This window comes from Allobosea sp. BH3, assembly GCF_025499465.1.
In the GTDB taxonomy this organism is placed as follows: Bacteria; Pseudomonadota; Alphaproteobacteria; order Rhizobiales; family Beijerinckiaceae; genus Allobosea.
Genome location: NZ_JAIMCA010000002.1, coordinates 22,697 through 46,727 on the forward strand (window position 1 = coordinate 22,697; position 24,031 = coordinate 46,727).

The window sequence follows — 24,031 nt, forward strand, 5'->3', positions numbered from 1 at the left end:
CGCCGGGCGCAACCATGATTATTTCCGAAACGGAAAAGATGAGTGGGAAAGCGCAACGCGCATGGACAGGTTCGGCGATCTGGACGTCTTCGCCCATGTCGTGACGGCGCGCAGCATGTCGGCGGCCGGGCGGCAGCTCAACCTGTCGCCGGCGGTGATCTCGAAGCGCATCCGCCGGCTGGAGGAGCGGCTCGGCGTGCGCCTGCTCCAGCGCACCACCCGCCAGCTCGCCTTGACCGAGGCCGGACAGGGCTTCTACGAGCGCGTCGTCTCGATCCTCTCCTCGATCGAGGAGGCGGAGGCCTGGGTGGCGAGCGGAGCCGGGCAGGTGCGCGGCACCTTGCGCGTCTCGGCGCCAACATCCTTCGGCCGGCTGCACATCGCGCCGCATCTCAAGCGCTTCCTCGACGCCAACCCGCTGGTGACGGTGGATCTCGTGCTGAGCGACGCCTTCGTCGATGTCGTCGGCGAGGGCTTCGACCTCGCGATCCGCATCGCGGATCTGCAGGATTCGAGCCTCGTGGCCAAGCGGCTCGCCCCCAATCACCGTGTGCTCTGCGCGACGCCGGGCTATCTCGCGGAACACGGCACGCCGGCCGACATAGCCGGGCTCGCGCGCCATACGCTGATCGCACACAATGCCGATCACTGGCGGCTCGACGGGCCGGAGGGGCCGGTCTCGGTACGGGTCAACGGCCCGCTCAGGACCAATTCCAGCGAGGTGGTCCGCGAGGCGCTGCTGGCGGGGGTCGGCGTCGCGCTGCGCTCGACCTGGGATGTCGGGCCGGAGCTGAAATCGGGCGCGCTGCAGCGCGTACTGCCGGCCTATGCGGTCGGCTCCCGCGTCGCGGTGTATGCGGTCTATCCGAGCCGCCGGCATCTGGAACAGAAGGTGCGCGCCTTCGTCGATTACCTCGGCGAGCTCTATGGCGCCACGCCCTACTGGGATGCTGGTCTGGCCTTGTGAGGCGCACCGGACGGAGCGCGAGCCGCGCTACAGCGGCTCGACTGCAATCATGCCCAGCGTTCAGAAACAGCCGGGCATGATCGCGAGGGCGGCGTCCTAAGACATCAATTCCAGCCTGATTCGCGCTCGCAGGCGCGCCGGGCGTTGGGATTGGCCTTTTCCCATTCGGTGATGGAGCGGGTTTCGTTGTCGCTCATCTTGTTGTTCATGCAGCCGCAATAGGCGGCGACAACAGCAGCCGACGCCTTGGCGCCCTGGTTGTCGACCAGGCACTGGCTGATCCACTTCTTGTCGTCGGCGCTCTGGGCGAAGGCCGCGCCGCCGATGCAGGCGCTTCCCAAGAGAAATGCCGCCAGAAATTTGAATTTCATGATGCACCTTTTAGTCAAACCGCTTGTCGCGGCGCGAAGGTGCATAAATTCAAACCAATGACAGTCAATATTCGATATGGCCAAGATCAATTCGTTTCAAAAATAGTCACATTCCGATCTTCATCCATGTCAAAAATAGTCATTTACTTCGGCATCAATCTGTCACTCGACGCCTGATTTCCACGAAACCCCGAACTACCCAGCGGCAGCCGGGCGCTGCCAGCGTCGACCTCGGCTTTGCAGTCTCCCGGGACATCGCCTAAGCAATGCCTGCCATTCTCGGTTTCATCAGGAGAGGCGATGTTCGGCGTGCTCGAAGGCACGGGGGTCGAGGTGATCGATCCACGTTTCCACCGCATCATCCCCGGCTCGGCCCGGGTCGAGCGGCTCTGGACGGGTGCGCGCTGGTCGGAAGGGCCGGCCTGGTTCCCGGCGCACAACACGCTTGTCTGGTCCGACATCCCGAACGACCGGATGCTGCGTTACGACGCCGTGTCAGGCCATGTCGGCATCTTCCGCCAGCCGGCGCGCAATTCCAACGGCAATACGGTCGACCGCGAAGGAAGGCTCGTCACCTGCGAACATGGCGGGCGACAGGTGACGCGCACCGAGCATGACGGGCGCATCACCGTTCTCGCCAGCCACTATGCCGGCAAGCGCCTGAACTCGCCGAACGACGTGGTCGTGAAATCGGACGGCTCGATCTGGTTCACCGATCCCGATTACGGCATCGCCAGCGACTATGAGGGCGATGCGGCGGAGAGCGAGATCGGCGCCTGCAACGTCTATCGGATCGACGGGCAGAGCGGCGAGATCTCCCTGGTGGCCGATGATTTCGAGAAGCCGAACGGCCTCGCCTTCTCGCCGGACGAAAGCATCCTCTACATCGCCGACAGCTTTTCGGGCTTCTCGCCGGATGACGGGAGGCGCCATATCCGCGCCTGCGCCGTCGGCGCGGATGGTGCGAGCCTCGGGCGCTCCGATATCTTCGCGACATGCGCCGCCGGGGTCTTCGACGGCTTCCGGCTGGACCGCACGGGCCGGCTATGGTCGAGCGCGGCCGACGGCGTTCATATCTTCGCGCCGGACGGAGACATGATCGGCAAGGTCGCGATCCCCGAGATCGTCGCCAATGTCTGCTGGGGCGGGCCGAAGCTCAACCGGCTCTTCATCTGCGGCACGACCTCGCTCTACGCCGTGATGACCCATACGAACGGCCTCGGCCCGCGAGGACTCTGAAGCTTTCACGAAGCCGTGTTTTGCCGCTGCGCCGGCATGGCACATCGCTTGCTGCCCTGCATGCCTTTCCCGGTGAAAGGTGCATGGATGTTCAAACGACTGGTTATTTCGGCCGCACTCGCCCTTTCCGTGATCGGCACGGCGCAGGCGGAGACGGTCGTCCGTTACGGCATCTCGATGGCGGACATCCCGCTGACCACGGGCCAGCCGGATCGCGGCGCGGGCGCCTACAAATTCACGGGCTATACGCTCTATGACCCGCTGGTCGCCTGGGAAATGGACATCGCCGAGAAGCCTGGCAAGCTCGTGCCCGGCCTCGCGACCGAATGGAAGGTCGATCCCGCCGACCAGAAGAAGTGGCTGTTCACGCTGCGCGAAGGCGTGAAGTTCCATGACGGCTCGGCCTTCGATGCCGATGCGGTGATCTGGAATCTGGAGAAGGTGCTCAACGAGCAGGCGCCGCATTACGACAAGCGCCAGTCGGCGCAGGTGAAGCCGCGGCTGCCCTCCGTCGCCAGCTATCGCAAGGTTGATGCGAAGACGGTCGAGATCACCACCAAGGTGATCGATTCCTTCTTCCCCTACCAGATGCTCTGGTTCCTGGTCTCGAGCCCGGCGCAATACGAGAAGGTCGGCAAGGACTGGGACAAGTTCGCGTTCCAGCCCTCGGGCACGGGGCCGTTCAAGCTTGGCCGGCTCGTGCCGCGCGAGCTCGCGGAGCTGGTCAAGAACCCCGACTACTGGGACAAGAAGCGGCTCGCGAAGGTCGACAAGCTCGTGCTCGTGCCGCTGCCGGAGGTGCTCTCGCGCACCAACGCGCTGATCTCCGGCCAGGTCGACCTGATCGAGACCCCTGCCCCCGACACCGTGCCGCAGCTCAAATCCGCCGGCATGAAGATCGTCGAGAACGTCACGCCGCATGTCTGGAACTATCACCTGAGCGTGGCGACCGGCTCGCCCTGGGCCGATATCCGCCTGCGCAAGGCGCTCAACCTCGCCATCGACCGCGAGAGCGTGGTGGCGCTGATGAACGGGCTGGCGAAGCCCGCCATCGGCCAGATCGACCCGGCGAGCCCGTGGTTCGGCAAGCCGAGCTTCCAGATCAAATACGATCCCGAGGCCGCGAAGAAGCTCGTCGCCGAAGCGGGCTACTCGCCGCAGAAGCCGCTCAAGACCACCTTCGTCATCGCGCAGGGCGGCTCCGGCCAGATGCTCTCGCTGCCGATGAACGAGCTGATCCAGCAGAACCTCAAGGATGTCGGCATCGAGGTCGAGTTCAAGGTGGTCGAGCTCGAGGTGCTCTACACGCGCTGGCGCAAGGGCGCGAAGGACGAGATGAACGCCGACGTCACCTCGAACAACATCGCCTATGTGACCTCGGACCCGCTCTATGCGATCATCCGCTTCTTCCATTCCGGCCAGGTCGCGCCGGTCGGCGTGAACTGGGGCACGTGGTCGAGCCCGGAGACCGATGCCCTGCTCAACGAGGCGATGAAGACCTTCGACGTCGCCAAGCAGGACGAGTTGCTCGCCAAGGTCCACACGCTCGTCGTCGACAACGCCGTGCTCGGCTGGGTCGTGCACGACACCAACCCGCATGCGCTGTCGCCGAAGGTGAAGAAGTTCGTGCTGGCGCAGCACTGGTTCCAGGACCTGACGACGCTCAGCCTGGATTGATCCGGGATCGCGGCGGTCGGCCCTCTTTTGGGCCGGCCGCCGTCTTGTAGGCTCTATCGCGGCGGCGCGTCCTTCACGCGGCTCAATACGATCGGCATGGCGAGCCCGACGATGACGAAGCGGACGAGGTGGTGGGCGCCGACATAGAGCGTGTCGAGCCCCATGGCGAAGGCCAGCATCGCCATCGCTTCCAGGCCGCCGGGCGCGAAGGCGATCATGCCGCTGGCGAAGGAAACGCCGGCGAGCCACGCAGCCGGCCAGGCGAAAAGGAAGGCGACGCCGAGCGAAACCGCGAAGCCGCCGATGGCGAGCGGGAAGAGGCTCTTCAGCTCGGCCCGCGGGATGCTGGCGATGCGCCCGCCGATGGTCGAGCCGAGCAGGACTTGCACCGCGATCTGGATCGGCATGGGCAGCGAGCCCTCGACCATACCCGTGCCGTGCAGGATCGAGCTGGCGAAGGTCGCGCCGAACATCAGCGGCGCCGTCATGCCGAAACGATCGAAGGCGAGGCCGAGTGCGAGCCCCGCCATGGTGACGCCGAACATGGTTCCGGGCGAGACGGGCAGGATGGCCTGCACCGAGGACGCCCCGACCGAGATACCCGTGAATTGCATCGCTCCCGGCAGGAAGGCGACCAGCACGAGCAGCCGGAAGAGCTGGACCACCGAGATGCGGCCGATATTGGCGCCCTTGGCCTGCGCCACGGCCAGCACCGTGCCGAGCGCGCCGGGCGCTGCTGCGAGCAGCGCGTCGATCCAGGGCCAGCGGGCTACGTGATGCAGATAGGCTCCGGTCGCGAACATGATCGCCGCGATCCCTACGACCATGATGGCGAGAGAGGCGGGATAATGCGCCGCAGCCGTAAGCGCCTCGGGCGTCGCGGCCGAGCCGAGGATCGTGCCGGAGAGGACCATGGTCGAATCGAACCAGGGACGGCGCAGGGTCGGCAGCGGCCGGAGGAACCCGACCAATGCGCTCAGCATCATCGAGCCCGAAAGCCATGCCGCAGGCATGCCGATCCACGCGAAGGCGGCCCCGCCGGCCGTCGCGAGCGCGATGACCAGGATTTCACGCCAGAGGATCGCCAGCCGGGAGGTGGGATAGCCGAAGGGTTTCATCGTGCTCCGGGCGCGCCAGCAGAAAGGGCGGCGCCGGGCGTTCTTTGGCGGCGAGGCGCCAGCGGGTCAACGGCCTTGCGTCCTGCCGGGCGCAAGGCGGCGTTGCGCCGCCGTCGCGGCCGAAGGCTCAGATCGTCGCCAGCGCCTTCTGCAGCCGCGCGACAGCTTCCGTAAGATCGGAGGAGCGGCGAGCGAAGCACAGGCGCAGGCCCGTCTCGCCGCCGGGGCCGAAGGCCGTGCCGGGCGCGAGGCCGACATTGGCTGTGTCGACCAGCTCGAGCGCGAGCTTGCCGGAATCGGGCCGGCCGTCGACCGAGAAGAACTGGTAGAAGGCGCCGACCGGGGCCGAGAGCGTCACGCGATTGCTGGCCTTCAAGCCCTCGAAGACGATGCGCCGACCCTCGGCCGCGCGAGCGATCTGCTCGGCGATGAAGCCCTCGCCCTCATCGAGCGCCGCGATCGCGCCGCGCTGCACGAAGACCGGCGAGCCGGAGGTGGAATACTGGATCAGGTTCTCGATGATCTGGCCGAAGGCTTCCGGCGCCTCGATCCAGCCGAGCCGCCAGCCAGTCATCGCCCAGTTCTTCGAGAAGGTCTGGACGAAGACGACGCGGTCCTCGGCATCCATGATGTCGTGGAAGGAGGGCGCCCGCAGCGAGCCGTCATAGACGAAGCGACCATAGATCTCGTCGGCGATGAGCCAGATGCCGTGCTTGCGCGAGAGCGCCAGCAGCGCCTCCTGCTCGGCCCGTGTCGCGGTCCAGCCGGTGGGGTTCGAGGGTGAGTTGATCAGGATGCCGCGCGTCCGCGGCGTGATCGCCGCAGCGAGGCGTTCAAGATCGAGCGTGAAGCTGCCTTCGGCGTAGTCCATCGGCACGCAGACGGTCGTCGCGCCTGCGACGCCGACCGCGGCGGCGAAGTTCGGCCAGGCCGGCGTCGGGATGATGAGCTCGTCGCCCGGCCCCGCGATCATCCGGACCGCGATCTGGACGGACTGCATGCCCGAGCCGGTGACGAAGAAGCGCTCGGGCGAGAAGCTCTGGCCGTAGAGGCGCTCATGGTAGCGCGCCAGCGCCTCGCGCAGCTCGGGAATGCCGCGCTGCCAGGTGTAGAAGGTCTCGCCTGCCGCGAGCGAGCGCGCCGCCGCATCCGCGATGAAGGACGGGGTGGGCAGGTCGCCCTCCCCGACCCAGAGCGGGATCAGACCCTGCCGCAGCCGGCCATAGTTCATCACCTCGACGATCCCGCTCTCCGGCGCGTTGCGGGCTTCGGGCCGAATTTCAGCGACGAGAGTGCTACCGGGCAGGAGGGCTTTGTTCATCGAGATCGACCTCACGATAAAAGGATGCCCTGCTTTAGCCGATAACGGCGCAGTTGGGCATCAAATCGCGAGATCGGGTCGATCGGCGGCGGTGATGAGTCGCCGCCTGCCGAATGTGCTCAGGCCTTCGCCTTGAGGAGGTCGCGGATTTCGGTGAGCAGCACGACGTCTTCAGCCTTGGGCGGCGGTGGCGGCTCCTTGGCGGCCTCCTTCCTCTGCAGCTTGTTCAGGCCCTTGACCACGAGGAAAAGGACGAAGGCGATGATGAGGAAGTTGATCGCCGCGGTGGCGAAGGAGCCATAGGCCAGGACCGCGCCCTGCTTCTTCGCATCGTCCAGAACGGGCGAGGTCACGCTGCTGTTGAGGCCGAAGAAATAGTTGGAGAAATCGAGCCCACCGAGGGCACCGAAGAACGGCATGATGACGTCGGAGACGAGCGACTCGACGATCTTGCCGAAGGCGGCACCGATGATCACGCCGATGGCGAGGTCGACGACATTGCCCTTGAGGGCGAATTTCTTGAATTCCTCTAGCATGCTGCACCCCTGCTGATCACACGGCTCCCCCATCGGAAAGGCTAGACCAACCGGCGGAACGAGGGAAAGCCCGGATGCTCGCAAAGACGTGGACGAGCAGGAGGTGATGCTGATCGGGCGCGCCGCAAATTTCGCCCGCACGCATTCCCGGCCGCCTCCCTATGGCGGGCCTGGAATGCGTCCGATAAACTGCCGCAAACTCCTGAAGCGGAAGCCAGAGTGCACGAACGCAAGCGCATGAGGACGGAAAGGACCGCGGCATGATCCCCGCATGGTCCGTCGTGCTGGTCGCGTTGGCCTATCTGTGCGGGCTCTTCGCCGTCGCCCATGTCGCCGACACATCCGGCCGCAAGCTGATGACCGGCCGGGCGCGCACCACGATCTATGCGCTTGCGCTCGGCGTCTACTGCACCTCCTGGACGTTCTACGGCTCCGTCGGCTTCGCCAATCGCGCGGGCTTCGATTTCCTCGGCATCTATGTCGGGCCAATCCTCGTCATCGGGCTCGGCCACCGATTCGTCGCCCGCATCGTCGAGATCGCGAAGTCACAGAACATCACCTCGATCGCCGATTTCGTCGGCGCGCGCTACGGCAAGAGCGAGCGGGTGGCAGCGCTGGTCTGCATCGTCGCGGTCATCGGCGCGCTGCCCTATATCGCCCTGCAGCTCAAGGCCGTCGCCAATTCGCTCTCCGTCTTTCTCCTCGCGCTCGGCGGCTTCGCGCCGACCCTGGACCTGCCGTTCCTGAGCGACCTGCCGCTTCTGGTCGCGCTCGTGCTCGCGGGTTTCGCCTGTGCCTTCGGCACGCGCCATATCGACGCTACCGAGCACCAGGACGGGCTGGTGCTCGCCATCGCGGTCGAGTCGCTGATCAAGCTCGTCGCCTTCCTCGTGCTCGGCTTCTTCGTCGTCTACGGCCTATTCGGCAGCCCCGGCGAACTGCTCGCGCAGGCGGCGAATCCACCGGCGGGACAGCTTCCAATCTGGGAGCGGACATCGAGCTGGCCGAACTTCCTGACGCTCACGCTGCTGTCGAGCTGCGCGGCGCTGCTGCTCGCGCGGCAGTTCCACATGACGATCGTCGAGAATCGCGATGTCCGCGACGTGCGCCGCGCCGCCTGGATGTTCCCGCTCTATCTGGTTCTCATCAACCTGTTCGTGCTGCCGCTGGCGGCGGCGGGCGAGATCCTGATCCCGGGAAGCGGCGTCGACCGGGACATGACCGTGCTGCTGTTGCCGCTCCAGCGCGAGGCCGGGGTCATCGCGCTCCTCGTCTTCGTGGGCGGGCTTTCCGCCGCGACGGCCATGGTGATCGTCGCGTCCGTCGCGCTGGCGATCATGATCTCGAACCATCTGGTGATGCCGCTGCTGCTGCGCGGCCAGCGGGGCCTGAGCGAGCCGGGGCTGCTCCGGCAGCGCAGCACCGAAAATAGCAATCTCGGCGGCGACCTCGGCTCGCGGATCGTCATCATCCGCCGGCTGAGCATCTTCGTGGTGATCCTGCTCGGCTATGTCTATTACCGGGCCTCGGGAGAGGCCGCTCTGGTGTCGATCGGCCTGCTCTCCTTTGCGGCGACTGCGCAGATTGCGCCGTCCTTCTTCGGCGGGCTGCTCTGGCGGCGCGGCACGGCGCTGGGCGCGGTCGCGGGGCTGGCGGTCGGGACGCTGGTCTGGGCCTACACGCTGCTGATGCCGAGCCTTGCCATTCCGGGCGGCTGGTGGAGCGAAATCGTGACGCAAGGCCCGTTCGGGATCGGTGCCCTCAGGCCGGAAAGCCTGTTCGGGCTGCAGTGGCCGGCGCTCACCCATGGCGTGTTCTGGAGCCTCGGACTCAACATCCTGGCGTATCTCGGCTTCTCGCTGCTCAGGCCCGCAAACCCCATGGAGAGACTGCAGGCCAATGCCTTCGTCACCTCCGAGCCGGCGACGATGGCGCAGAGCTTCTCGCTCTGGCGCACCAGCGTGACCGAGGGCGAGCTGCAATCGACCATCGCGCGCTATCTCGGCCATGAACGCACCGAACGCGCCTTCGAGGGCTTCAACAGCAGCCGCGGCGCGACACCCGATCCCGGCCGGGACGCCGACATTCATTTGCTGCGTTTTGGAGAACACCTGCTTTCCTCGGCCATCGGCGCCGCCTCCTCCCGCCTCGTGCTGTCGCTCCTGCTGAAGCGGCGCAATCTGTCGACCGAAGCCGCCTTCAAGCTGCTCGACGACGCCTCGGCCGCGCTGCAGTACAACCGCGACATCCTGCAGCACGGGCTCGACCATGCCGGCCAGGGCATCACCGTGCTGGACCGGGACCTCAGGCTGCTCGCCTGGAACCAGGCCTTCATCCAGCTCTACGATCTGCCGCCCTCGCTGGTGCGCTTCGGCACAGGCCTCGACGAGGTCGTGCGCTTCAACGCGGCGCGCGGCGCCTATGGCGACGGCGCGCAGGACGATCTGATGGCGGCGCGGCTCGAAAGCTTCGTCAACGACCGCGAACCTGTCCGCCTCAAGCTCTACCCCTCGAAGAAGGTCATCGAGGTCCGCACCAACCCGCTGCCGGACGGCGGCTTCGTCACCACCTATACCGACATCACCGAGACCGTCGCCGGCGAGGAAGAGCTGGAGCGGGCCAATGAGAGCCTGGAGCGGCGCGTCGCTGAGCGTACCGAGGAGCTGCTGCACGTCAATACCGAGCTGCAGCGCGCCAAGGCAGAGGCCGAAGCCGCCAACGCCTCCAAGACGCGCTTCCTCGCCGCCGCCAGCCACGACATCCTGCAGCCGCTCAACGCGGCGCGGCTCTACGCCACCTCGCTGGTCGAGCGCGACCGCACCGCCGGCCATCCGGATCTGGCCGAGAACATCGACGCCTCGCTCGACGCCGTCGAGGAAATCCTGACCGCGCTGCTCGAAATCTCGCGTCTCGACGGCGGCGCGCTCAAGCCGGAGCTCTCCAGCTTCCGCCTCGACGAGCTGATGCGCCAGCTCCAGCGCGAATTCGAGCCGAGCGCGCAGGAGAAGGGGCTGAAGCTCGTCTTCATGCCGACGAGCCTGACCCTGCGCTCCGACCGGCGGCTGCTGCGACGCCTGCTGCAGAACCTGATCTCGAACGCGATTAAGTACACGCCGGGCGGCAAGGTGCTGATCGGCTGCCGCCGGCGCGGCGCGCAGGTCGCGGTCGAGGTCATCGATACCGGGCTCGGCATTCCGCAGAGCAAGCAGAAGACCGTGTTCCGCGAGTTCCAGCGGCTCGACCAGGGCGCACGTGTGGCGCGCGGGCTCGGCCTGGGCCTCTCCATCGTCCAGCGCATCGCGCGCGCCCTCGACCATGGATTGACGCTCGATTCCGTGCCCGGCCGCGGCACGCGCTTCTCGGTGCTGGTGCCGCGCGCCGCCCCACTGCCTGCGATGGCGACGGGTTCGGCACCGCGTACGAGCCCGGCCGGCCAACTCGCCGGCATGCGGCTGCTCGTCATCGACAACGAGCCGACGATCCTCGACGGGATGAAGCGCCTGCTTGAAGGATGGGGCTGCCGCGTCACCACCGCCTCCGGTCTGGAGGAGGCTGTCGCCCATGTCGGCGGCAAGGAAGAGCCCGACGTCGTCATCGCGGATTATCATCTCGACCATGGCAACGGGCTGACCGCCATCACCGCACTGAGAACCCGGGCCAGGGCGCCGATGCCAGCCATCCTGCTGACGGCCGACCGGACGCCGCATGTGCGCGAGGCCGCCGGCGCGCTCGACGTCCATCTGCTCAACAAGCCGCTCAAGCCCGCCGCGCTGCGCGCGCTTCTGGCGCAGTGGCGGGCGACGCGGCTGGCGGCGGAATAGCCCCACCGGAACCGCACCATGCCAAGCCTGCACGTCTCTTCCCTCTCACGCCTGCACGAGACCGTCGCCGCGGTCCGCGCCAGCCATGTCGTGACGCTGATCAATGCCGGCACGGCGGTGGAGCGGCCGGCAGGCATCCTCGCCGAGCGCCATCTCTTCCTCGGCATGTCCGACATCGCTGCGCCGATGGACGGGCATATCCTGCCCGCCGAGGAGCATCTCCACCGCTTCCTCACCTTCGTCGCCGAATGGGACAGGCAGGCGCCAATGGTGGTCCATTGCTGGGCCGGCATCAGCCGCTCGACTGCGGCCGCCTATATCGCGGCGTGCGCGCTCAAGCCCGATCGCGACGAGGAGGAGGCTGCGGATGCGCTGCGCGGCGCGGCGCCGTCTGCCACGCCGAACATCAGGCTCGTGACGCTGGCCGATGCCGCGCTCGGCCGGCGCGGGCGGATGATCCGCGCCATCGAGCGGATCGGGCGCGGGGCGGACGCCTTCGAGGGCACGCCCTTCGCCATGCCGCTCGGCTGAGGCTGCCACGCATATTCATGCACGCATTTCCTCGTAACGGAGGATAATTTCCGACTGATCCGAGGATCGCTGCAGAAAATTGCTTGCCTTGGGGGATTTTTGCGACGATGTAGCCCGGAAGAGGTTTTGTATCCGTGGCCATGATCGAACTCGACTCGCGCGACCGCGCCATCCTGCGTTTTCTCCAGCAGGACGGGCGGATCACCAATTCCGACCTTGCGGAAAAGGTGCATCTGTCACCCTCGGCCTGCCTGCGGCGGGTGCGCCAGCTCGAGGAAAGCGGCCTGATCCGCGGCTATGCGATGATGCTCGACGACAGGATCGCGGGCTTCCCCGGCACGGCCTTCGTCTTCGTCACGCTCGACCAGCAGGGGCGGGCCTCGCTGGAGAGCTTCGAGCAGGCGGTGCAGAGCCTGCCCGAGATTCTGGAATGCCACCTGCTCGCCGGCGCGCATGACTACATGATGCGGGTGATCTATCGCGACAGCGCCGATTTCGAGCGCATTCATACCGATATCATCACGCAACTGCCGGGGGTCACCCGCGTCCAGTCGACCCTGACGCTGCGCACCATCAAGAAGACCTCGGCGCTGCCGGTCTGAGGTCGAAAGCGGGTTGCGGCCCGCGGCGCGCCAGTCGATAAGCTTGCGGCAAAGAGGAATCGGTCCGTGAGCCAAGACAAGTCGCAAGACAATCCCAACGCCGACGTCGCCGCCCTGCCCTTCGAGGCGGCGCTGAAGGAGCTCGAAGGCATCGTCGCGCGGCTGGAGCGCGGCGACGTGCCGCTCGAGGAATCGATCGCGATCTATACGCGCGGCGAGGCGCTGAAGGCACGCTGCGACGCGCTTTTGAAGCAGGCCGAGGCCCGCATCGAGCGCATCACGCTCGGCGCGGACGGCAAGCCGACGGGCGCCACACCGCTCGACGTGGACAGCTGATCGCCATAGGCGAAGACGGCGGCTCCGGGATTGCGTGGCCGCCAGCGACCGGTTGCAGGCGGCCGGCTTGCCCGGCGCGGCAAACGGGGTACCCTTCCTTGCAACCAAGGAGGCCGCCATGTCGCAACTGCCCGCAGACGATCCGATCATGGGCGATGCCCGCTCCTGCGAGGCGATCGAGAAGGTGATCGTGCCTCGGACGCACGATCTCGGCGGCTTCCAGGTCCGCCGTGCGTTGCCGGCCATCGGCAAACGGATGGTCGGCCCCTTCATCTTCTTCGACCAGATGGGGCCGGCCGAGTTCCATCTCGGCGAGGGGCTCGACGTGCGCCCGCACCCGCATATCGGGCTCTCGACCGTGACCTATCTCTTCGACGGCGAGATCATGCATCGCGACTCGCTCGGCACGGCGCTGGCGATCAAGCCGGGCGCCGTGAACCTGATGACCGCCGGGCGGGGCATCGTCCATTCCGAGCGCACCGGGATGGAGGCGCGAGCCACCGGGCCCAGGCTCTACGGCATCCAGGCCTGGCTCGCCCTGCCGAAGACCCATGAGGAGGTCGCTCCCGAATTCATGCATCACGGAGCGCCGGAGCTGCCAAGGATCGTCGAAGGCGGAAAGCGCATCAGCCTGATCATGGGCTCGGCCTATGGCCAAACCTCGCCCGTCAAATTTCCATGGGACGCGCTCTATGCCGAAGCGGTGCTCTCGCCCGGTTCGATCCTGCCGCTCGATCCCGATTACGACGAGCGGGCGGTCTATATCGTCTCGGGCAAGATCGACATCGCCGGCGAGGAATTCGGCGCTGGCCAGTTGCTCGTCTTCAAGCCGGGCGACCGCATCTCGATCCTGGCCGTCGACCAGAGCCGGGTGATGCTCGTCGGCGGCGAGCCGATGGATGGCCCCCGCAACATCTGGTGGAACTTCGTCTCCTCCTCGAAGGAGCGCATCGAGCAGGCCAAGCAGGAGTGGAAGACCGGTCGCTTCGACACCGTGCCCGGGGACGACCAGGAGTTCATCCCGCTGCCCGAGGGTTGAGCCCAGCCAGGTCTCGCATAGCCTTGCCTTCATGGTCGGGCGTGTCCCGACCATCCACGTCTTCGTCGATACCGCGAGGTGTTCAAGACGTGGATGCTCGCCACGGGGGCCAGCATGACGCGGGTTGGGTTCCGGGCTCAGGTCTTCGGCCTGCCCCGGAATGACGGGCGTGGTTTCCGCTGCCCTATCCGGGACAGTTTGCCAGCCCGACGCACAGGCTCTATTCAGGACGGCCCCATTCCAACGAGACGAACAGCTTCGTGCCACGCCCCGCCACGCCGCTTCTCGACACGATCCGCAACCCGGCCGATCTTCGGGCGCTCGACGATGCGAAGCTGCGCCAGCTCGCCGACGAGCTGCGGCTGGAGACGATCGACGCCGTCTCCGTCACGGGCGGGCATCTCGGCGCCGGGCTCGGCGTGGTCGAGCTGACGGTCGCGCTGCATCATGTCTTCGACACGCCGCGCGACCGGCTGATCTGGGATGTCGGCCACCAGGCCTATCCGCACAAGATCCTGACCGGCCGGCGCGACCGCATCCGCACTCTACGGCAGCCGGGCGGGCTCTCGGGCTTCACCAAGCGGGCCGAGAGCGAATACGACCCCTTCGGCGCCGCCCATTCCTCGACCTCGATCTCGGCCGGGCTCGGCATGGCCGTGGCGCGGGACCTCGAGGGCGGGAACAACAACGTCATCGCCGTGATCGGCGACGGCGCGATGTCGGCCGGCATGGCCTATGAGGCGATGAACAATGCGGGCGCGCTCGGCTCGCGCCTGATCGTCATCCTCAACGACAACGACATGTCGATCGCGCCGCCGGTCGGGGCGATGTCGGCCTATCTGGCAAGGCTCGTCTCGGGGCGGACCTATCGTTCGCTGCGCGAGCTCGGCAAATATCTCGCCGAGCGGCTGCCGCGCTTCTTCCACGACAAGGCAAAGCGCACCGAGGAATATGCCCGCGGCTTCTGGACCGGCGGGACGATGTTCGAGGAGCTCGGCTTCTATTATGTCGGGCCGATCGACGGGCATAACCTCGACCATCTGCTGCCGGTGCTGCGCAATGTCCGCGACGCCGGCAACGGGCCGATCCTCGTCCATGTCGTGACGCAGAAGGGCAAGGGCTACGGCCCCGCCGAAGCCAGCGCCGACAAATATCACGGCGTCGTCAAGTTCGACCCCGTCACGGGGCAGCAGGCCAAGGCGCCGGCAAATGCGCCGAGCTATACCGGCGTCTTCGCCAACGCGCTGATCAAGGAGGCGCGGGAAGACGAGAAAATCGTTGCCGTGACCGCCGCCATGCCGTCCGGCACCGGTCTCGACAGCTTCGGACAAATATTCCCGGAGCGGACCTTCGATGTCGGCATCGCCGAGCAGCATGCGGTAACCTTCGCCGCCGGCCTCGCCACCGAAGGCTACAAGCCCTTCGTCGCGATCTATTCGACCTTCATGCAGCGGGCCTACGACCAGATCGTCCATGATGTCGCGATCCAGAAGCTGCCCGTGCGCTTCGCGCTAGACCGGGCGGGGCTCGTCGGCGCGGACGGCGCAACCCATGCCGGCTCCTTCGACGTCGCCTATCTCGCCTGCCTGCCGGACATGGTGGTGATGGCGGCGGCCGACGAGGCGGAGCTGACCCATATGGTCGCCACCGCCGCGGCTTACGACGCAGGCCCCATCGCCTTCCGCTATCCGCGCGGCGAAGGCGTCGGCGTCGACATTCCGGATGTCGGCGTGCCGCTGGAGATCGGCAAGGGCCGCATCGTCCGGGAGGGCACGCAGGTCGCGCTGCTCTCGCTCGGCACGCGGCTCGCCGAATCCCTGAAGGCGGCGGATCTGCTGGCGCAGCGCGGGCTCTCGACCACGGTGGCCGATGCACGCTTCGCCAAGCCGCTGGACGAGGCGCTGATCCTGAAGCTCGCGCGCGAGCACGACATCCTCATCACCGTCGAGGAGGGCTCGGTCGGCGGCTTCGGCAGCCATGTGCTGCATCTGCTCGCCCGGAACGGCGCGCTTGATGCCGGCCTGAAGGTCCGCGCTCTGACGCTGCCCGACGTCTACCAGGACCATGACAAGCCGGACGCCATGTATGCAGCCGCCGGGCTCGACGCCGCCGGCATCGTGGCCGCAGTCGAGGGCGCGCTGGGAGCGCCGAGCGCGGTCAAGCTCGCCTAGCGCCATGAAGGCCAGGGCCGACCAGCTCCTCGTCGAGCGCGGCTTCTTCGAGAGCCGGGCGCGGGCCCAAGCCGCGATTGCGGCCGGGCTCGTCAGCGCGAATGGCGCTGCCGTGCGCAAGGCGTCAGAGATGGTGGCGCGGGATGCGGAGATCACCGCACAGGCGCCGCATCCTTACGTCTCGCGCGGCGGGCTCAAGCTGGCAGGCGCGCTCGATGCCTTCGGCCTCGATCCGGACGGGCTGACCTGCCTCGATGTCGGCGCCTCGACCGGCGGCTTCACCGATCTGCTGCTCACGCGTGGCGCCAGGCATGTCGTTGCCGTCGATGTCGGCCGCGACCAGCTCCACGCCTCGCTGCGGGACGATCCGCGCGTCACCAGCCTGGAGGGGCAGGATATCCGCACGCTCTTGCCCGAAGCGCTGCCGGAGCAGCCGCAGCTTGCAGCGATCGATGTCAGCTTCATCTCGCTGAAGCTCGTGCTGCCGGCTGTGGCCGCGCTGCTCGCGCCCGAGGCCGCCATCGCCGCACTGATAAAGCCGCAATTCGAGGCCGGGCGGGCCGCGCTCAAGAAGGGCATCGTCCGCGACGAGACGGTTCAAGCCCAAGTCTGCACCGAGATCGTGGCGGTGCTGGAAGAGCTCGGCTTCAAGGTTCAGGGACCCGTCCCCTCCCCGATCGAAGGAGGCGACGGCAATCGCGAATTCCTGGTGGCGGCGCGCAGGACGGGCTGATCAATTGTCCAGGAGCGCGTCGATCTCCGCCTGGACGGTGATGTCGTCGAAGAGGGCGATGTCGATCTCGCCATTGGCGTTGATGAACTGGATCAGGCCGGCGATCAGCTTGCGTACGGCCGCGCTCGCCCCCGTGATGACGATCGGCAGCTCCGGCGGGCGCGGCTGTTCGGCGAGCAGCGCCGTGACGGCCTGAATCACCCGATCCATCGACCGGCAGGCATCCTCGAAAGCCCTGGTCCGCGCAGGCTCGATCCGGTCATAGGCGGCCAGCGCGGATGCGGCGACGCGCAGCGGGGAGGAGGCGAAATGCTCGCGATAGCTGAGGCTGCGCCAGGCCTTGAGATCGGCGACGACGCTGTCGTCCACGGCCGACATCTCTATCAGCATCAGCGCTTCGTTGTAGCGGTTCAGAAAATCGGTCGAGAGGCGGGGTTCCCGGCCGCTCCCGACACGATCTAACGCCACCAGCGACGGCGCTTTGGTTGCTTTGGCGGTCATACGTAGCCCCGGAACGGGCGGACTATGCTGCCGCAACCGGAAATAAAGTGTTGATTAAAACGCGCTTTGTCGCGGTAAACAGCGCCATGTGCGGACGCTACGCCATCACCCTGCCCCCCGAAGCGATGCGCGAGGCCTTCGGCTATCGCGAGCAACCCAATTTCCCGCCGCGCTACAACATCGCGCCGACGCAGCCCGTGCCGGTCGTGCTTCCGCATGACGGAGCGCGGCGTTTCCTGCTGATGCGCTGGGGTTTCATTCCGGGCTGGGTCAAGGACCCGAAGGATTTCCCGCTCGTCATCAACATCCGCAGCGAGAGCGCGGCGGAGAAGCCGTCCTTCCGCAACGCTCTTGTCCGGCGGCGCTGCCTGATGCCGGCCGACGCCTTCTACGAATGGCGGCGCAGCGGTACGGGTCGGGAGGCGCGCAACGAGGCTTTCCTGTTCCGCCGGGCGGATCGCGGCTTCTTCGCCTTCGCCGCTCTCTGGGAGACCTGGATTTCGCCGGACGGATCGGAGATCGACACGGTCGCGATGATGACCGGCCCGGCCAACGGCACCATGGCCGGCATCCACCATCGCTGCCCGATCATCCTCGACCCGGCCGATCACGACGCCTGGCTCGATCCGCAGGCGACGGCGCAGCAAACGGCCCGCCTGCTCCGGCCGCCGCCTGACGATCTGCTGGAGCCGGTCGCCGTCGGGCCTGGGGTCAACAAGGTCGCCAATGACGGGCCGGAGGTTCAGGTGCCGCTGACGGAGGCGCCACCGGTTGCTCCGAGCCATGCGCGCAAGGCGGCCCGGCCGCGCGCCGATGATGGGCAGGGCAGCCTGTTCTGAGGCCCGATTCATGCTCTGATCGTCGCCGGCAAGATCAGGAGACGCGAGCATGACCGGCCGCCGGCCCACCATCACCTCCCGCCACGGCATGGTCGCCGCTGCGCATCCCCTGGCGGCGCAGGCCGGGGCACGGCTCCTGGCGCAGGGCGGCAACGCCTTCGATGCCGCGGCCGCGACGACAGCCGCGCTCAACGTGGTCGAGCCCTTCATGTCCGGGCTGGCGGGACTAGGTCTCGCGACGATGTGGGTCGCCGCGGAGAGCCGCGTCCGTGTGCTGGATTTTGTGCCGCCGATCCCGGCGAGCTTCCCGGCCCAGCGCTTCAGCCAGAGGGCCGAGCTCGAGCGCGGCCCCTTCGCCATCGGCGCGCCGGGAAATCTCGCGGGCTGGTGCGAGCTGGTGAAGACCTATGGCCGCAAATCCCTGCCCGAGATCTTCGCGCCGGCCATTGCGCTGGCTCGGGACGGTTTCGCGCTCGCCGAGTTCGGCGCAGTGGAGTTCACCGAGCAGGCGCCGATCATGCAGGCGCAGGCCGCGCTCTATCCAAGCTGGGCGAAGACCTATCAGCCGGACGGCAAGCCGATGGGCCTCGGCTCCCTGCTGGTCCAGCCCGACCTCGCCCGCACGCTGACGGAGATCGCTGAGAAGGGGCCGGAGCATTTCTATCGCGGGGCGCTGGGCGAGCGCGTCATCGCTCATATCCAGTCCCTCGGCGGGGCGATGACGATGGCCGACCTCGCCGCGGTGAAGCCCGTCTGGTGCGAGCCACTGTCCGTCTCCTATCGCGGGCTCGACGTGAACGTACCGCCCCCGCCCTGCGAGGGCTTCCAGTTCCTGCTGACGCTGCGCATCCTCGACGGGCTCGACCTCACCTCGCTGCCCAAGGACGGGCCGGAGCATCTCGACCTCGTGTATCGTGCGATCCGGCTCGCGGCCGGCGAACGCATCGCCCACAACAATCCGAGCCCTGCGAAGCTCTCCGAACTCCTTTCCGACGCCAGCGTCGAGCGGCTGCGCAAGCGCGCCAAGGACGGCCAGCCGATCACCGGGCCGACCGAGCAATGGGTGCCGCAGGAGAGCCCGGACCCAGCCCATACGACCTCGCTTTCCATTGCCGACAGCGAGGGCAACCTGATCTGCATCACGCAGAGCCTCGGCAGCCCCTTCGGCAGCGGGGTGGTGGTGCCCGGAACGGGGCTCACCCTCAACAACTTCCTCTACTGGGCCGATGTGCAGCCCGGCAGCCCGAACCGCTCGAACCCGGGCGATGCGCTGCCGATCTGCATGGCGCCCTCGCTCTCGACCCGGAACGGCAAGCCTGTGCTCGCGCTCGGCACGCCGGGCAGCTACGGCATCCTGCAGACGCAAGTGCAGGCCATGGTGCAGCATCTCGACTTCGGCCTGCCGCTGCAACAGGCGATCGAGGCGCCGCGCGCCCGGCTCTGGGACGGCCGCGCCGTCCAGATCGAGAACCGCGTTACGCCCGAGACCATCGCTGAGCTCGTCGGGCGCGGGCATGAGGCGCAGGCCTTCGATACCGGCTGGACGATGTTCTGCGGCGGCATGCAGGCGGTTTCGATCGACCCGGCGACGGGGCTCTTCACCGGGGCCGCCGATCCGCGCCGCGACGGCTACGTCGCGACGCCTTAGGAACCGACGCCGTCATTCCGGGGCTTCGCTTCAGCGAAAGAGCCTGCAATGACGGCGCGTTTCAGGATGCCCCGACTTTAAGAGACGATCTCGCCACGGAAGGCCCAGCGCGTCATCCGCCGCTCGACCAGGGCGCAGAGCGCATAGAGCGCAATGCCCATGATGGCGATGGAGAAGAGGCCGGCGAAGGTCGTCGGCGCGTCGTTGCGCGCGCCGGCCGAGAGCATCAGGAAGCCGATGCCGCGATTGCCGCCGACCGTCTCGGATAGGACCGAGCCGATAAAGGCGAGCGTCACCGCAACCTTAAGGCTCGCGAAGAGATAGGGCATCGCGCGCGGCACGCCGACCTTGGTCAGGATCTCCCATTGGCTCGCGCCGAGCGAGCGCATCACGTCCCGCATCTCCGGCTCGATGGTCGCGAGCCCCGTCGCGACGTTCACGACGATCGGGAAGAAGGAGATGACGAAGGCTGTGATGACCGCAGGCAGCGCCCCGACCCCGACCCAGATCATCAGGATCGGCACGATCGCGACCTTCGGGATCGCGTTGAAGGCGATCAGCAGCGGATACAAGCCCGAATAGATGAAGGGCGAGGCGCCGATGGCCAAGCCCAGCAGGAGGCCGAAGCCGATCGCCAGCGCAAAGCCGATGATCGTCGTCCACAGCGTCTCCAGGCAGAAGCGCAGCAGGATGTCCCAGCGCAGGATCATCGTCTCGATGATGCGCGTCGGGCGCGGGGCCAGAATCTCCGGCACGTCGAAGACGATGCAGGCGGCTTCCCAAAGCAGCAGTAGGCCCGCCATGGCGAGCCAGGGCATGGCGATGAGCAGCAGGCGCTTCTGCGTCTCCGTCATGATCTTTGTCCTGCCGGGGGCCGCATCACGCGTGCTCCATATGGATGCGCTCGCGCAGCTCATGGACGATGTCGACGAACTCGACCTGGAAGGTCGTCTCCAGCGTGCGCGGGCGCGGCAACTCGATCTTGCGGATCTTGACGATCTTTCCGGGGCGCCGGCTCATCACATAGACGGTGTCGGCGAGATAGACCGCCTCGCGCAGATCGTGCGTGACCAGCACGGCGGTGAAGCGTCGCTCCATCCAGAGCTTCTGCATCACGCTCCAGAGCTCCTCGCGCGTGAAGGCGTCGAGCGCGCCGAAGGGCTCGTCGAGCATCAGGATATCGGGCTCGTGGACGAGCGCACGGCACAGGCTGGAACGCTGCTGCATGCCGCCCGAGAGCTGCCAGGGATATTTGTCGCCGAAGCCGCCGAGGCCCACCGAGGCGAGCAGCGCCTCGACGCGCGCGACATACTCGGCCTTGTTGGCGCGGAAGCGGCGCTTATGCGGCTCGACTACCTCCAGTGGAAGCAGGATGTTGTCGAGCGTCGTGCGCCAGGGCATCAGCGTCGGCGCCTGGAAGGCCATGCCGACGCCGCGGATCGGCCCCTTCACCACCTGCCCATGCACCCGGATTTCGCCGCTCGTGGGCGGCAGGAGGCCGGTGACGAGCTTCATCAGGGTCGACTTGCCGCAGCCGGAGGGCCCGACCACGGCGATGAACTCGCCCTTGGCGATGGAGAGCGTCGCGTCCTCCAGCGCCAGCATGCGCGAGGCCCCGGTGCCATAGGCGAGGCTGACCTGGCGCAGTTCGACGAGGGGATCGCTGGCGGTCTCGGGCATGAAGGGCGTCATTCTCGGGCTTGCCCCGAGAATCTCGGGAAGAAGGGCTTTCGTGAAGAGATGGCCGGGTCAAGCCCGGCCATGACGGCCTAGGCTCAGGGCGCGATCATCCGCTCTGCCTTGGGCGGCAGGAACTTGCTCGTGAACACCTTGTCGGGTTCCGGGGCCGCGGGCAGGCTGAACGCCTCGGCGACATCCTTGACCGAGCGGGCGAAGCGAGCAGGGTCGACATCGCCCATGCCGTTCGCCTTCACGAAGGGGGTGAGCACATTCATCTTCAGCGACATGTCGAGGCGCTCGGCCTCCAGCTTCTCGTCGATCAGCGGGTCGCGCTTCTTGGCGGCGGCGATGCCGACGGCGGGATTGGCGGCGACTTCCTTCCAGGCCTTGGCAGCGGCGCGCAGGAAGGCGGTGACAGCCTCCGGCTTCGCGGCCAGCGCCGGCGAGACGATGATGCCGTTGCCATAAACGTCCATCTTAAAGTCGCTGTAGTTGAAGGAGACGATGTCCTCCACCTTCACGCCCCGCGCCCTCAGGTCGAGGACAGACGAGAAGTAGTGGCCGGAGATGAAGTCTACCGTGCCCTGCACCAGCGACTGCTCGCGCAGCTGCGGCGTCAGGTTGACGTGCTCGACCTTGGCAGCATCGAGCCCGACCTTCTTGGCGAAGGCGGGGAAGAGGCGGAAGGAGGCGTCGAAGACGGGGGCGCCGAGCTTCTTGCCGGCGAGGTCGGCGGGCTTGGTGATGCCGCTCTTCTTCAGCGTATGCACGCCGAAGGGCGGGAAATCATAGGCCATGAAGACGCAGAGGATCTCCTTGCCCGCGTTCTTGGCGTTGTACTCGATCAGCGAGTTCACATCGGCGAAGCCGATGTCGTAGGCGCCGGTGGCGACGCGCTGCACTGCGCCGGCCGAGCCCTGGCCGGGGTCCATCGTGACGTCGAGCCCCTCGGCCTTGTAGTAGCCCTTGTCGAGCGCGACCAGGAAGGGCGAGGTCGGCCCCTGGAAGACCCAGTCCAGCGTGAACTTGAGCGGCGTCTGCGCCGCGGCGGGCAGTGCGGAAGCGAGCGCGAGAGCGCAGCCGGCAGCGGCCGCAGCCAGCGCCCGACGCGTCATTCTGCCGCTCTTGGACGCCACATTCTTCGAAACACCACGCACCACGCCGATCATGAGCCGATCCCCGATTTTTGATTGTCGTTCAGAGGCTAGAGAGGGGCCAAAGAGCGGTCAATCAGGCGCGGATGCCGTCCTGCCAGTTTTTTGGGCAGCAACACGCGTCATTCTCGGGCGGGAATTGTAGGAGGCGCGCGAGAACCCCTCTCCTGCAAGGAGAGGGGCAGGGGTGAGGTGCAGGCGGTTGGACCAGTGAGGTATGCCCCAGGGCAGCGACCGCCTCACGGCAAAATCGGATTAGCGGCCTTCCCCTCACCCTGTCCTCTCCCTCTGGGAGAGGGTTCCCCGCGCTGTCCGAACCTACTTGCTTGGCAGCATAGCGCCCGGATTGAGGACGCCCTTGGGATCGAGCGTCTGCTTGATCGCGCGCATCAGGTCGAGTTCGACCGGGTCCTTCACGCCCGGCAGCAGATCGCGCTTGAGGCGGCCGATGCCGTGCTCCGCCGAGATCGAGCCGTGCAGCTCCGTGACGATGGCGTGGACCGCCTCGTTCATCTCGCTCCAGCCGGCGAGATAGGCGGCCTTGTCGGCGCCGACCGGCTGGCTGACGTTGAAATGGATGTTGCCGTCGCCGAGATGGCCGAAGGGCACCGGCCGGCAGCCCGGCACCATCGCCTCCACCACCGCAATGGCGCGCTTCAGGAACTCCGGCTGGGCATGCACCGGTACGGAGACGTCATGCTTGATCGAGCCGCCCTCATAGGTCTGCACCTCGGACATCATCTCGCGCAGCTTCCAGAAATCGGCACGCTGGGTCAGCGAGCCGGCGAGCGCCGCGTCGGTGACGATGCCCTTCTCCAGCGCCTCGCCGAGGAAGGCCTCGACCGCCTCGTCGAGCCCGGCCGCGGACTGTGCCGAGACCTCCATCAGCACATACCAGGGCGAGGGCTCGGAGAGCGGGGCGCGCGCGCCAGCGGCGTGGCGCAGGACAAATTCGAGCCCGATGCGCGGCATCAGCTCGAAGGTGGTCAGCGTGCCGCCGGCGCCGGCCTTGGCGTCGTTCAGCAGTGCGAGCGCGGCGGCCGGCTCCGGCACCGCGAGGAAGGCGGTGGCGCGCGCGGCCGGCAGCGGGAAGAGCTTGAGCACGGCGGCGGTGATGATGCCGAGCGTGCCTTCCGAGCCGATGAAGAGGTCCTTCAAATCGTAACCGGTGTTGTCCTTGCGGAGCTGCCGCAGCCCGTTCCAGATGCGCCCGTCCGGCAGCACCACTTCGAGACCGAGGCAGAGTTCACGGGCGTTGCCATAGGCGAGCACGGCCGTGCCGCCGGCATTGGTCGAGAGGTTTCCGCCGATGGTGCAGGAGCCCTCCGATGCGAGCGAAAGCGGGAAGAGCCGCCCGGCGGCTTCGGCCGTGTCCTGCGCACGCTTCAGCGTGACGCCGGCCTCGACGATCATGGTGTCGCCATCGGTATCGACGGCGCGGACCTTGTCGAGGCGCTGCAGCGAGAGGATGACCTCGCGGCCCTCCGCGATCGGGATCTGGCCGCCGACGAGGCCGGTATTGCCGCCCTGCGGCACCAGCGTCGTGCCCGTCTGGGCGGCGAGCTTCACCAGCTCCGCGACCTCGGCGGTCGAGCCGGGGCGGACGATGGCTTGCGCCTTGCCGCGGAAGAGATCGCGCCATTCCTTGAGGTAAGGCACCATGGCGTCGACATCGGTGACGACGTTCTTCGCGCCGACGATGCCGGCCATGCGTTCGAGAATTGCGCTCATCGGAACCCCGCCCTCA

21 protein-coding genes are annotated in these 24,031 nt (G+C 67.1%); 12 read left to right on the forward strand and 9 right to left on the reverse strand.

The genetic code is table 11. From position 1 onward, the window contains the following. The first annotated feature begins 61 nt into the window (after positions 1 to 61). Positions 62 to 967: a LysR family transcriptional regulator gene (locus BoBH3_RS05135; RefSeq protein WP_262329707.1), complete on the forward strand. Its 906-nt coding sequence runs from the start codon at positions 62 to 64 to the stop codon at positions 965 to 967. A gap of 104 nt (positions 968 to 1,071) precedes the next feature. On the opposite strand, the gene BoBH3_RS05140 is transcribed toward BoBH3_RS05135, so the two are convergent. Continuing rightward, positions 1,072 to 1,422: a hypothetical protein gene (locus tag BoBH3_RS05140; RefSeq protein ID WP_262329708.1), complete on the reverse strand. Its 351-nt coding sequence runs from the start codon at positions 1,420 to 1,422 to the stop codon at positions 1,072 to 1,074. Between the two features lie 216 nt (positions 1,423 to 1,638). On the opposite strand from BoBH3_RS05140, the gene BoBH3_RS05145 reads away from it, so the two are divergent. Beyond that, positions 1,639 to 2,577 carry an SMP-30/gluconolactonase/LRE family protein gene (locus tag BoBH3_RS05145; RefSeq protein WP_262329709.1) on the forward strand — a complete coding sequence of 313 codons (939 nt, stop codon included), beginning with the start codon at positions 1,639 to 1,641 and terminating at the stop codon, positions 2,575 to 2,577. A gap of 87 nt (positions 2,578 to 2,664) precedes the next feature. Beyond that, complete coding sequence (locus BoBH3_RS05150; protein WP_262329710.1) at positions 2,665 to 4,254, forward strand: ABC transporter substrate-binding protein; 1,590 nt, start codon at positions 2,665 to 2,667, stop codon at positions 4,252 to 4,254. A 53-nt stretch (positions 4,255 to 4,307) separates the two neighbouring features. Here BoBH3_RS05150 and BoBH3_RS05155 read toward each other — a convergent pair whose 3' ends face one another. From BoBH3_RS05155 to mscL, 3 genes are all read right to left on the reverse strand, one after another. Next, positions 4,308 to 5,372: an AbrB family transcriptional regulator gene (locus tag BoBH3_RS05155; RefSeq protein ID WP_262329711.1), complete on the reverse strand. Its 1,065-nt coding sequence runs from the start codon at positions 5,370 to 5,372 to the stop codon at positions 4,308 to 4,310. Between the two features lie 127 nt (positions 5,373 to 5,499). Continuing rightward, positions 5,500 to 6,693, reverse strand: coding sequence for a pyridoxal phosphate-dependent aminotransferase (locus BoBH3_RS05160; protein ID WP_262329712.1), 1,194 nt, complete (start codon positions 6,691 to 6,693; stop codon positions 5,500 to 5,502). A 119-nt stretch (positions 6,694 to 6,812) separates the two neighbouring features. Beyond that, complete coding sequence (gene mscL, locus BoBH3_RS05165; protein ID WP_262329713.1) at positions 6,813 to 7,229, reverse strand: large conductance mechanosensitive channel protein MscL; 417 nt, start codon at positions 7,227 to 7,229, stop codon at positions 6,813 to 6,815. A gap of 260 nt (positions 7,230 to 7,489) precedes the next feature. On the opposite strand from mscL, the gene BoBH3_RS05170 reads away from it, so the two are divergent. From BoBH3_RS05170 to BoBH3_RS05200, 7 genes are all read left to right on the forward strand, one after another. After that, the gene (locus tag BoBH3_RS05170) at positions 7,490 to 11,050 is read left to right on the forward strand and encodes a hybrid sensor histidine kinase/response regulator (protein WP_262329714.1); all 3,561 of its coding nucleotides are present in this window, start codon (positions 7,490 to 7,492) and stop codon (positions 11,048 to 11,050) included. Positions 11,051 to 11,068: 18 nt separating this feature from the next. Further along, positions 11,069 to 11,581, forward strand: coding sequence for a tyrosine phosphatase family protein (locus BoBH3_RS05175; RefSeq protein WP_262329715.1), 513 nt, complete (start codon positions 11,069 to 11,071; stop codon positions 11,579 to 11,581). Between the two features lie 140 nt (positions 11,582 to 11,721). Then, positions 11,722 to 12,183 carry an Lrp/AsnC family transcriptional regulator gene (locus BoBH3_RS05180; protein ID WP_262330429.1) on the forward strand — a complete coding sequence of 154 codons (462 nt, stop codon included), beginning with the start codon at positions 11,722 to 11,724 and terminating at the stop codon, positions 12,181 to 12,183. A gap of 66 nt (positions 12,184 to 12,249) precedes the next feature. Further along, complete coding sequence (locus BoBH3_RS05185; RefSeq protein WP_262329716.1) at positions 12,250 to 12,519, forward strand: exodeoxyribonuclease VII small subunit; 270 nt, start codon at positions 12,250 to 12,252, stop codon at positions 12,517 to 12,519. A gap of 118 nt (positions 12,520 to 12,637) precedes the next feature. Then, on the forward strand, positions 12,638 to 13,558 hold the full coding sequence (locus BoBH3_RS05190; RefSeq protein ID WP_262329717.1) for a pirin family protein: 921 nt from the start codon (positions 12,638 to 12,640) through the stop codon (positions 13,556 to 13,558). Between the two features lie 260 nt (positions 13,559 to 13,818). After that, a complete protein-coding gene (dxs, locus tag BoBH3_RS05195; protein WP_262329718.1) occupies positions 13,819 to 15,729 on the forward strand; it encodes a 1-deoxy-D-xylulose-5-phosphate synthase in 1,911 nt (636 codons plus the stop codon). Positions 15,730 to 15,733: 4 nt separating this feature from the next. Further along, a complete protein-coding gene (locus BoBH3_RS05200) occupies positions 15,734 to 16,462 on the forward strand; it encodes a TlyA family RNA methyltransferase (protein WP_262329719.1) in 729 nt (242 codons plus the stop codon). Here the strand turns inward: BoBH3_RS05200 and BoBH3_RS05205 are convergent, their stop codons facing one another. Further along, positions 16,463 to 16,963: a hypothetical protein gene (locus BoBH3_RS05205; RefSeq protein ID WP_262329720.1), complete on the reverse strand. Its 501-nt coding sequence runs from the start codon at positions 16,961 to 16,963 to the stop codon at positions 16,463 to 16,465. It abuts the gene before it with no gap. Positions 16,964 to 17,010: 47 nt separating this feature from the next. Here BoBH3_RS05205 and BoBH3_RS05210 point away from each other — a divergent pair, with 47 nt between their 5' ends. Together BoBH3_RS05210 and BoBH3_RS05215 are read left to right on the forward strand one after the other, a co-directional pair. Then, on the forward strand, positions 17,011 to 17,802 hold the full coding sequence (locus BoBH3_RS05210; RefSeq protein WP_316045087.1) for an SOS response-associated peptidase: 792 nt from the start codon (positions 17,011 to 17,013) through the stop codon (positions 17,800 to 17,802). A gap of 49 nt (positions 17,803 to 17,851) precedes the next feature. Further along, the gene (locus BoBH3_RS05215; RefSeq protein ID WP_262329721.1) at positions 17,852 to 19,450 is read left to right on the forward strand and encodes a gamma-glutamyltransferase family protein; all 1,599 of its coding nucleotides are present in this window, start codon (positions 17,852 to 17,854) and stop codon (positions 19,448 to 19,450) included. 77 nt (positions 19,451 to 19,527) lie between these two features. Here BoBH3_RS05215 and BoBH3_RS05220 read toward each other — a convergent pair whose 3' ends face one another. From BoBH3_RS05220 to BoBH3_RS05235, 4 genes are all read right to left on the reverse strand, one after another. Further along, positions 19,528 to 20,304 (reverse strand): ABC transporter permease, encoded by a 777-nt coding sequence (locus BoBH3_RS05220; protein ID WP_262329722.1) that lies wholly within the window; start codon positions 20,302 to 20,304, stop codon positions 19,528 to 19,530. 25 nt (positions 20,305 to 20,329) lie between these two features. Continuing rightward, complete coding sequence (locus BoBH3_RS05225; RefSeq protein WP_262329723.1) at positions 20,330 to 21,130, reverse strand: ABC transporter ATP-binding protein; 801 nt, start codon at positions 21,128 to 21,130, stop codon at positions 20,330 to 20,332. A gap of 95 nt (positions 21,131 to 21,225) precedes the next feature. Further along, the gene (locus tag BoBH3_RS05230; RefSeq protein ID WP_262329724.1) at positions 21,226 to 22,245 is read right to left on the reverse strand and encodes an ABC transporter substrate-binding protein; all 1,020 of its coding nucleotides are present in this window, start codon (positions 22,243 to 22,245) and stop codon (positions 21,226 to 21,228) included. Between the two features lie 357 nt (positions 22,246 to 22,602). Next, positions 22,603 to 24,015 (reverse strand): FAD-binding oxidoreductase, encoded by a 1,413-nt coding sequence (locus BoBH3_RS05235; RefSeq protein ID WP_262329725.1) that lies wholly within the window; start codon positions 24,013 to 24,015, stop codon positions 22,603 to 22,605. Positions 24,016 to 24,031: the final 16 nt, after the last annotated feature.